At 74.6% G+C, this 7,601-nt stretch carries 9 protein-coding genes; 2 read left to right on the top strand and 7 right to left on the bottom strand.

Going from position 1 to position 7,601, the window contains the following annotated elements; all coding sequences use genetic code 11:
* Nucleotides 1–18: 18 nt before the first annotated feature.
* From ACFV04_RS42745 to ACFV04_RS42730, 4 genes are all read right to left on the bottom strand, one after another.
* The gene (locus ACFV04_RS42745; RefSeq protein ID WP_380536493.1) at nt 19–1,188 is read right to left on the bottom strand and encodes an acyl-CoA dehydrogenase family protein; all 1,170 of its coding nucleotides are present in this window, start codon (nt 1,186–1,188) and stop codon (nt 19–21) included.
* Nucleotides 1,189–1,608: 420 nt separating this feature from the next.
* A complete protein-coding gene (locus ACFV04_RS42740) occupies nt 1,609–1,692 on the bottom strand; it encodes a putative leader peptide (protein ID WP_350526312.1) in 84 nt (27 codons plus the stop codon).
* 122 nt (nt 1,693–1,814) lie between these two features.
* On the bottom strand, nt 1,815–2,309 hold the full coding sequence (locus ACFV04_RS42735; protein ID WP_030058989.1) for a hypothetical protein: 495 nt from the start codon (nt 2,307–2,309) through the stop codon (nt 1,815–1,817).
* Nucleotides 2,310–3,078: 769 nt separating this feature from the next.
* On the bottom strand, nt 3,079–3,267 hold the full coding sequence (locus ACFV04_RS42730; protein ID WP_360262582.1) for a DUF397 domain-containing protein: 189 nt from the start codon (nt 3,265–3,267) through the stop codon (nt 3,079–3,081).
* Between the two features lie 387 nt (nt 3,268–3,654).
* Between ACFV04_RS42730 and ACFV04_RS42725 the strand changes: the two genes are divergently transcribed.
* Complete coding sequence (locus tag ACFV04_RS42725) at nt 3,655–4,194, top strand: PTS fructose transporter subunit IIA (RefSeq protein WP_360262542.1); 540 nt, start codon at nt 3,655–3,657, stop codon at nt 4,192–4,194.
* A gap of 69 nt (nt 4,195–4,263) precedes the next feature.
* Here ACFV04_RS42725 and ACFV04_RS42720 read toward each other — a convergent pair whose 3' ends face one another.
* From ACFV04_RS42720 to ACFV04_RS42710, 3 genes are all read right to left on the bottom strand, one after another.
* Nucleotides 4,264–4,752, bottom strand: coding sequence for an NUDIX domain-containing protein (locus ACFV04_RS42720; RefSeq protein ID WP_380345062.1), 489 nt, complete (start codon nt 4,750–4,752; stop codon nt 4,264–4,266).
* 202 nt (nt 4,753–4,954) lie between these two features.
* A complete protein-coding gene (locus ACFV04_RS42715) occupies nt 4,955–5,464 on the bottom strand; it encodes a sugar transferase (protein WP_380536492.1) in 510 nt (169 codons plus the stop codon).
* 321 nt (nt 5,465–5,785) lie between these two features.
* On the bottom strand, nt 5,786–6,058 hold the full coding sequence (locus ACFV04_RS42710) for a hypothetical protein (protein ID WP_380345066.1): 273 nt from the start codon (nt 6,056–6,058) through the stop codon (nt 5,786–5,788).
* A gap of 473 nt (nt 6,059–6,531) precedes the next feature.
* Here ACFV04_RS42710 and ACFV04_RS42705 point away from each other — a divergent pair, with 473 nt between their 5' ends.
* Nucleotides 6,532–7,569, top strand: coding sequence for a polysaccharide deacetylase family protein (locus tag ACFV04_RS42705; RefSeq protein WP_380536490.1), 1,038 nt, complete (start codon nt 6,532–6,534; stop codon nt 7,567–7,569).
* The last annotated feature ends 32 nt before the right edge of the window (nt 7,570–7,601 follow it).

The raw sequence follows: 7,601 nt of genomic DNA, 5'->3' as shown, positions 1-7,601 counted from the left end.
GCAGGACCGGTCGAGCGGTCAGGGTCGGGCGCCCCGTTCCAGGGCCGACCGGCCCGCGGCCTCCAGGACGGTCTCGTCCGACGCCAGGTGCACCCGGCTGCTGAGCACGTCCCGCAGGTAGCGTTCCAGCGGGTGGCGCCGGCTCAGGCCGGGGTTGCCGGTCAGGGCGACGGCCTGCTGGACCGCCGCCGTCGCGGCCCGGGTGGCCAGCAGGTGGGCCGGGCCGGTGCGAGCGACGGCGTCCGGCTCGCCCCGGTCCACCCGGGGCGCCAGGCCCGCGACCAGTTCCTCGGCGCCGATCAGCTGGGCCTCGATCTCGCCGAGGGCGCACCGGTAGCGGGGCAGGGTGCCGAGCGGTTCGGTCAGGTTGGCCGGGGTGCGCTGGTTGAGGAAGCGGACCAGCCAGGACTCGGCGGCCCGGGCGACCCCGATCGCCACCGCGGAGAGGGCCAGATCGTGCCAGGCGCGCGAGAGTTCGGCCGCGGGGACGCTGCCGGCGCCGCTCTCCGTGCCGCCCCTCGGTTCGCGGGTGCCCAGGCCGAGTGCGAGGTCGGCCGGCACCCGGACCCGGTCCAGCACCACGTCGTGGCTGGCGCTGGCCCGAAGTCCGAGCTGGTCCCAGGTCGGGTCGATCTCCAGGCCCTCGCTCTCGCCGCGGACCAGGAAGGTCCCGATCCTCGGCTCCTCCTCGTCGGTCCGCGCCGTCACCGCCATCCAGGCCAACGCCTCGGCCCCGGTGCAGTAGGTCTTCCGGCCGGTCAGCAGCCAGCCGTCGCCGTCCCGCCGGGCGACCGTCTCCGGCAGTCCGCCCGTTCCGGGGCCGGGCTCCGCCCGCAGCGTGTTGACCAGCGCGGGGCCGCGCCGGGACTCGGTGAGCAGGCGTCGGTAGCCGGCCGCCGGCCAGTCGGCGCGGCGGGCCTGCTCGGCGTGCCGGAGCAGGGTGAAGGCGGTGACCACGGCCACGGAGGCGTCCCCGCGCCCGAGTCGGGAGAGCAGCCGGACGGTGTCGGAGAGCGTGCCGCCCGGTCCGCCGTACGTCCGGGAGACGGTGAGGGTGAGCAGCCCGGCCTCGTGGACCACCTCGATGCCCTGGTAGGGGAAGGTCGCGTCGCGGTCGTGCTCCTCGGCGCGGGCGGCGAGCAGGTCGACGACCCGGGGCAGCCCGGCCAGCGCGGTCTCGACCGCCACGCGGTCGGACGCCGACGCGGAGTCCGGCCCGGACGCGGATTGGCCGGACGCGGATCCGCCGGACACGGGTTGGCCGGAATCGGCCCGGCCGGAAGTCGACGGCGGTGCCGGCGGCGCCGGCCGGGAACGTCCGGCGGCCGGGCGGCCGGCGCTCGGCCGGGCGCTGGAGGAACGGTCGTCGAGCGGGAGACCGCCGGAGGAGGCTTCCTCGGGCGAACGGTCGGCGGACGGACGGTCGGCGGCGCGGGTCGTCATGTGCTGTGCCTCCGGGCGGCAGCGTGGGCTCGACGGATGCGGGCGGCACGCCGTTCGGGCGCGCGGTACCGATTGGCGGCCCCGGAGGTCGGTTCACGGCCCGCCCCCGGGTCACGGCGTCGACCGGCACCGGTCGACCACCCGCCGCCGGGGGACGGATCCCCCTCAGCGGCCCGGACACGCCGCGCTGGCGGTACGCCGCAGATCCAGGTGCCTGCGGCGGGTCAGCAACGGGAGACGGCACGGCATGTTCGCGACTGTACGAACCGTTGATCGAAACCGTCAAGCGCCGTCCGGCCCCCGGCGGGCGCCGGACTCCCGGCCGGGAAGCGGCCCCGGCGGGGGCGGTGGCGAGCCCGGGGACCCGGGGATCAGCCCTGCTGGAACATGTCCGCCGGGAGCGGCTTCAGCAGCTGATACAGGTCGTCCGAAATCGGTCGGTCCCAGGAGGCGATGGTGACCAGGACGCCGTCGCTGCGGCCGAACTGGGCGCAGAACACGCGCTCCTCGCTGACCTTGACCTTCTTCACGATCAGCAGGTCGTCCCCGAGCATGACCGGGAAGTCCTCGGCCGAGACGAACTCGACCGGCTCGTCGTTCTCCAGCGCCGCGAGCAGCTGCCGCACCTCGAAGGGCACGTCGTCGCCGGTCTCCCGGGCGGGCGAGCCCTCGGGGAGGTTGCCGATGAACATCGCCGGGCCTCTGCCGCCGAACAGGTCGTAGCGCAGGAAAATCCCCTGGCAGGAGCCGTCCGGGCCGGTCATCATGGCCGCACCGAAGTCGCCGGGCCAGTCACCCGGGTCCATCGCGAGCACGTCGAAGTCCGGGCCGGCGGGCTGTCCGGAGCGACGGCGGAGAAAAGACATGGGAACATCGTACGTGTCCGGCACACCACGCTCGCGAGGTGGGTGGGGCACCGACGGGGGACGGGCGGGAGATCGACGCTCAGAGACCAATGTTGACTCTGAGCAACCGTCCGGGCTACGTTCGGTTCAGCACGACAGCCGTTCTGGGTTTCACCCTCCGGGGGGACGGCATGTCGCAACGCGGCCCTACACGCGTATCCCTCACTGTGCACTCGTCGTGCCGAACTGCCGAGCACCCAGCTTCGTCATCGCACACAGCACGAACACACAAGCCAACAGTTCCACACCACAAGCCAGATCCGCGGGGCCCCGGCCCGTCGCTCCCGTGGATCTGCTCGGGACGCCGCCGCGTGGGGGCGTGCGGGTCCCGAGCATCGGTGCCGTCGTCCGAGTCGCTCTCGGATCCGGCGCCAACCTCCCGGCGACTGCCGGCCCCTCGTGGGCCGGGACCGGCCGACGCACCCCGGTGCGCAGGGGATGACTGGGAGGATGGCCTGGCAGCGCTGCCGGGCCGCACAGCAGGCGCCGTGTCTGGCCGCGTGGGGGCGGTGGGCACGGCGTCTGCCTGTGCTCATACTCTGAGCTGCGTTTGTCTAACAGTCAACAGAAATTCTGACGGGGCACGCTCAATAGATCATCAGTTGTGATGTTCCGACCGGAAAACACCCGCGGAGCGGGGCCCGGTCGGTGTCCGGGCCCCCCTCCGCGACGGTTCGGGCGAGCGGCTCCAAGCGGCTCCAAGCGACTTCGAGCCACCTCGACGCGCGGCTCAGGTGAGGTCGAACTCGCCGTCCCTGGCGCCGAGCACGAAGGCCCGCCACTCCGCCGGCGTGAAGACCAGGACCGGCCCGTCCTGCTGCCGGCCGTCCCGCATCCCGATGTACCCGTCCACGAACGCGATCTGGACATCCCCGACACCCTGGCTGCTGCACAGCCACTCCGCACCGGTGAAGTCCACCTTGGGCTTCCCGCTCGGCGTCGGCTCCCGCCGTGCGCCGACGACCTCCGTGTCCGTCCCGCTGTTGACTGCCACTGACCGATCTCCTCCCGACGGCGTTCCGGGACCAGCCTAGTCACACCGCCCGTCCCCGGTCAGCGGGTTGACGAGTCCTCCCCGACCGGGGCACGGCGCCGCCGGAAGCGGTCCGGACTTCGCCGCGAGGGTCGAGGCGTGTCCCGACCGGCAGGGGCGGCGGGCAGCTGCCAGAGTGCTGCCAGGGCGCCGCCCGGCCGGCAGGCCCGGGAGAGCGCCCCCGGCGACGTACGGAGCCCTCCCGGGCCCGCACGGGGCCGGACCGCACCCCCGCCCGCCCCCACCCACCGAACCCGCCCAAGGGAGCAGCCGATGAGCCGCCGGGACGGCACCCGCGCCGACGTCATCCCCATCTCCGACGCCCCCTCGGCCCACCCCCCGGCACCCCGTACGCCGCCCTCGGCCACGCCGCTGCCCCGGCCGACCCCCGCCCGGCCCCCCGCACACGGCCGGGTCGGCGTCGTCCTGGTCTCGCACAGCCAGGAACTGGCCACCGCCGTACGCGACCTCGCGCTCGCATTGACCGGATCCGACTCCCCCGCCCCGGTCTCCGCGACCGGCGGCGACCCGTCGGACGGGCCCGGCATCAGCGCCGTCCTGGTGGCGGCCGCGACCCGCCGGGTGGACCAGGGCCACGGCGTGGTGGTGCTCGCCGACCTGGGCGGCGCCGTCACCACCGTCCGCACCCTGCTGTCCGACGCCGACGAGCACGGCCTGCCGTTCCCGGTCCGGTTCGCCGACGCCCCGTTCGTCGAGGGCGCCGTGGCCGCGGCCGCCACCGCCACCGCGGGCGGCGACCTCGCGGCGGTGCTGGACGCCGCGGAGGAGGCCTACCGGCAGCACAAGGGCTGACCGGGGCCGGGGCCGTGCTCAGGGGTGGGCCGTGCTCAGGGGTGGGCCGTGCTCAGGGGTGGGCCGTGCTCAGGGACGCTCCTTGCCCTCCCAGCTGAAGACGGCCGGGCCCTCGCACCCCAGCGCGTGGCGCAGCCGCTCGTGCTCGGACTCGATCATCGGCGGCAACGCGTCCAGCGTGAACCAGCCGACCTCCAGCGACTCGTCGTCGTTCACCCGCGCCTCACCGCCGACCGCGCGGCAGCGGAAGGTCAGCACCAGGTACTGCGTCACATCGCCGTTCGGGTAGGTCACCTCGGGCGAAACGGTGACCGAGGCCAGCAGCTCGGGCACCGCCACCACCCCCGTCTCCTCCTCGCACTCGCGCACCACACCGTCGGCGGGCTGTTCCCCGGGGTCGAGGATGCCGCCGACAGGCGCCCAGCGGCCGTCGTCGGCGCGACGGGCGAGCAGCACCCGGTCGTGGTCGTCGAGCACGACGGCGACGACGGCGCTCAGCCAGAGCGGGCGGTGGCCCACGAGGGAACGGAGGTCGGCGAGGAAGGGGGGAATTGCCATGGGGCGCAGCCTAGCCGGGAGGTTCGGGCCGGGTCGGTTCCGCCGGCCGGGCCCGCCGGGGTCGGCCCGGCCGCCCGGGTCGGCCCGGCTCGGCGGTGGGCCGTCAAGATCGGCGGTGGCCGACTCGGTGGTGGGTCGTCAGGACCGGCGGTGGCCGACTCGGCGGTGGCCGGCGCGACCGGCGGCGGTCGGCCCGGTCGGGTCAGCCCCGCCGGTCCCCGCCTGCGCGCAGCCGGTCGGGGGAGGGGCGCAGCAGCGCCAGGACGGTGAGGCCGAGGATGTGCAGGTCGAGCCGGGCGGAGCGGTGCTCGACGTACCAGAGGTCGAGCTCGGCGCCCCGGCCGTGGAGCTGCGCCCAGCCGGTCAGTCCGGGGCGGACGGCGAGCCGGACGCGTTCCCGGCAGGAGTAGCGCTCCACCTGGTCGGGCCGGGCCGGGACGGGGCCGATCACCCCCATCTCGCCCCGGACGACGTTCCACAGCCGCGGCAGTTCCTCCAGGCCGGTGCGGCGCAGCAGGGTGCCGAGCCGACCGTCCCCGTCGGCCCGGAAGCGCAGGACCTGGAACTCGCGGCCGTGCCGCCCGGTCCGGGTCTGCCGCTGGAACACCGGTCCATCGGTGGTGCAGCGCACCAGGACCGCGATCAGCAGGGCCAGCGGCAGCGCGACGACCGCGACCAGGGCGGCGACGGCGAGATCACCACCGCGTTTCATGAGGCGGACACGGCGCGGTCCGGTCTGCCGCTCATCGCTCCCCCTCTACGGCGATTCGAGCCGGAAGAACGTATTCACAGTAGAGGCACGATGAAGCCGCCGTCGAAGAATGGTGAAAGAAGGGGCCAAAGATTGCCCGGCAGGACGATATTCGGTCGCCCTGACCAATTTCGCTCGATCTGCCGTTTCGAAATTCCGAACGCGATCGACATTAGAGTGGGCAGCCCGTCCGGATCCGGTCCGCGTTCGGCGCGCTTGGCCCGTGTTCGGTCCGCGCCCGCCGCCCGGGCCGTCGACGCACGGAGCGCCGCCCGTCGACGCCTAGAGCGCGGCACGCCGCCGATCGCGGAAGAGACCGAAGGCGATCCGGCCGAGCAGGAGGACACCGGCCGCCAGGCAGCCGGCCACCGCCATCGCCCAGGCCGGGCCGCCACTGTCCGGGACGATCACCGCCACGACGATGCCCACCACCAGGCAGGCCAGGCCCGCCACGGCCAGCGGGAGCTGGTGGGTGACCAGGGCTCCACCACTGCACGCACGGGCCATCCGGGAGGCGCCGTGCAGGTGGAAGGGATCACGGTCCGCATCTGCCATGAGCCCAAGGTACCCCGGGGCGAGGCGGGAGGCAGCCCGCAGGGAGTGCGGGCCCGACCACGCTGCGCAACCACCGGACGACCCCCGGGCGGGGGCCGGACGAGGGCCCGAGGACGACGGGACGAGGGCGGCCGGAGGGGTGCGACGGGAGTGGCCGCAGGGTCGGATCCGGGGCGCCGTCCGACGGCCACCCGGGGCCGCGGATGCGCATTCCTACTCCACAATCAGTCCACGAAAAATCCTCGTCCCCCCGGTACAACCATCCCCGCGGTGCAACGGTCTCAATGGCATTGAGTGATCCAGGAGCCGTTCGAGGGACGGGTGTGAATCCCCCACCGAGAACAGGAAAGTCCAGGGGCGGAGCCGCCGACCCCTGGAGTCGGAGGCCGGCTCCGTCCTCCGGCGGTACCGCCACGCCGCTCGGCGAACGAGGGGGAACCGTGCCGCAGTCCCAGTCCACACCATCGATCTCCATGGCCCGCGCCAGGCCCGTGCCCGGCGTGCGCGCGCTGCCACCGCCCGTCGGGTGCGCGGCGGAGCGGCACGAGGCCGGCCGGCACGGCGGGGGCCGTCGCCGACCGGCCGTCGAAACGGAACAGCAGGACCCACGGGGCGAATGGCTGCGGTTCGCCCCCGTCCAGCCGCTGTTCCGGGCCCGGGCCGCCCAGCGTCTCGCCGTGCTCGCGTACCACGGGGTGACCGACCACCGGTCCTTCGGCGCCCAGCTCGACCGGCTCCAGCAGCTCGCCACGCCCGTCTCGCTCACCGCCGTCCTCCAGGCCGTGACCGAGCGGCGACCTCTGCCGCCCCGGAGCGTCCTGGTCACCTTCGACGACGCCGACCGGAGCGTCGTCACCCACGCCCTGCCCGCCCTCCACGCCCGTGGCATTCCGGCCACCGCCTTCGTCATCTCGGAGCTCATCGGCACCGAGCGGCCCTTCTGGTGGCACGAGGCCGACTTCCTCGCCCGGCACGGCGGCCGCGCCCGCTCGCTCGACTGCGGCCACCCCTCCCAGCTGCTCCGCCGGCTCAAGGCCATGCCCGACCCGGACCGCCGGCGCAGCCTGCACGAACTGCGGGTCAGCGCCGACCGCCGACCGCCCAGCCAGGAGCAGCTCACCCCCGCCGACCTCCTCGCCCTGCGGGACGGCGGCGTGGCGATCGGCAACCACACCCAGGGGCACCCGTGCCTCGGGCGCTGCGACGATGACACCGTCCGCGCCGAGATCACCGGCGCCCACGAGGCCCTCACCCGCTGGCTCGGCGAGCCGCCGACGGCGTTCGCCTACCCGGACGGCGGCCACGACCCGCGTGCCGAAACCGTTCTGCAGGAGCTCGGCTACCGCCTCGGCTTCCTCTCCGACCACCGCCTGGGCCCCCGCCTCCCCTCCCACCCCCTGCAGATCAGCCGCCTCCAGGTCGACTCGGCCACCACCACCCGCCGCTTCGACACCATCCTCTCCGGCCTCGAACCGGCCTACCGCCGCTGGCGCCGCCAGGCCGTCGCCTGACCCCGGTGCGTGGGGAGTCGGCCCCGCCCGCA

Origin of the sequence: Kitasatospora sp. NPDC059599, assembly GCF_042735125.1 — a bacterium.
In the GTDB taxonomy this organism is placed as follows: Bacteria; Actinomycetota; Actinomycetes; order Streptomycetales; family Streptomycetaceae; genus Kitasatospora.
The sequence above is the reverse complement of the archived record's forward strand: the minus strand, read 5'-3'. Positions and strand labels throughout refer to the sequence as shown.

Excerpts from the sequence above, each read along its gene's own strand:
- ACFV04_RS42740 (WP_350526312.1), bottom strand. The coding sequence starts at position 1,692 with ATGCCGTGCCGTCTCCCGTTGCTGACCCGCCGCAGGCACCTGGATCTG.
- ACFV04_RS42735 (WP_030058989.1), bottom strand. The coding sequence starts at position 2,309 with ATGTCTTTTCTCCGCCGTCGCTCCGGACAGCCCGCCGGCCCGGACTTC.
- ACFV04_RS42725 (WP_360262542.1), top strand. The coding sequence starts at position 3,655 with ATGAGCCGCCGGGACGGCACCCGCGCCGACGTCATCCCCATCTCCGAC.
- ACFV04_RS42720 (WP_380345062.1), bottom strand. The coding sequence starts at position 4,752 with ATGGCAATTCCCCCCTTCCTCGCCGACCTCCGTTCCCTCGTGGGCCAC.
- ACFV04_RS42715 (WP_380536492.1), bottom strand. The coding sequence starts at position 5,464 with ATGAAACGCGGTGGTGATCTCGCCGTCGCCGCCCTGGTCGCGGTCGTC.
- ACFV04_RS42710 (WP_380345066.1), bottom strand. The coding sequence starts at position 6,058 with ATGGCAGATGCGGACCGTGATCCCTTCCACCTGCACGGCGCCTCCCGG.
- ACFV04_RS42705 (WP_380536490.1), top strand. The coding sequence starts at position 6,532 with ATGGCCCGCGCCAGGCCCGTGCCCGGCGTGCGCGCGCTGCCACCGCCC.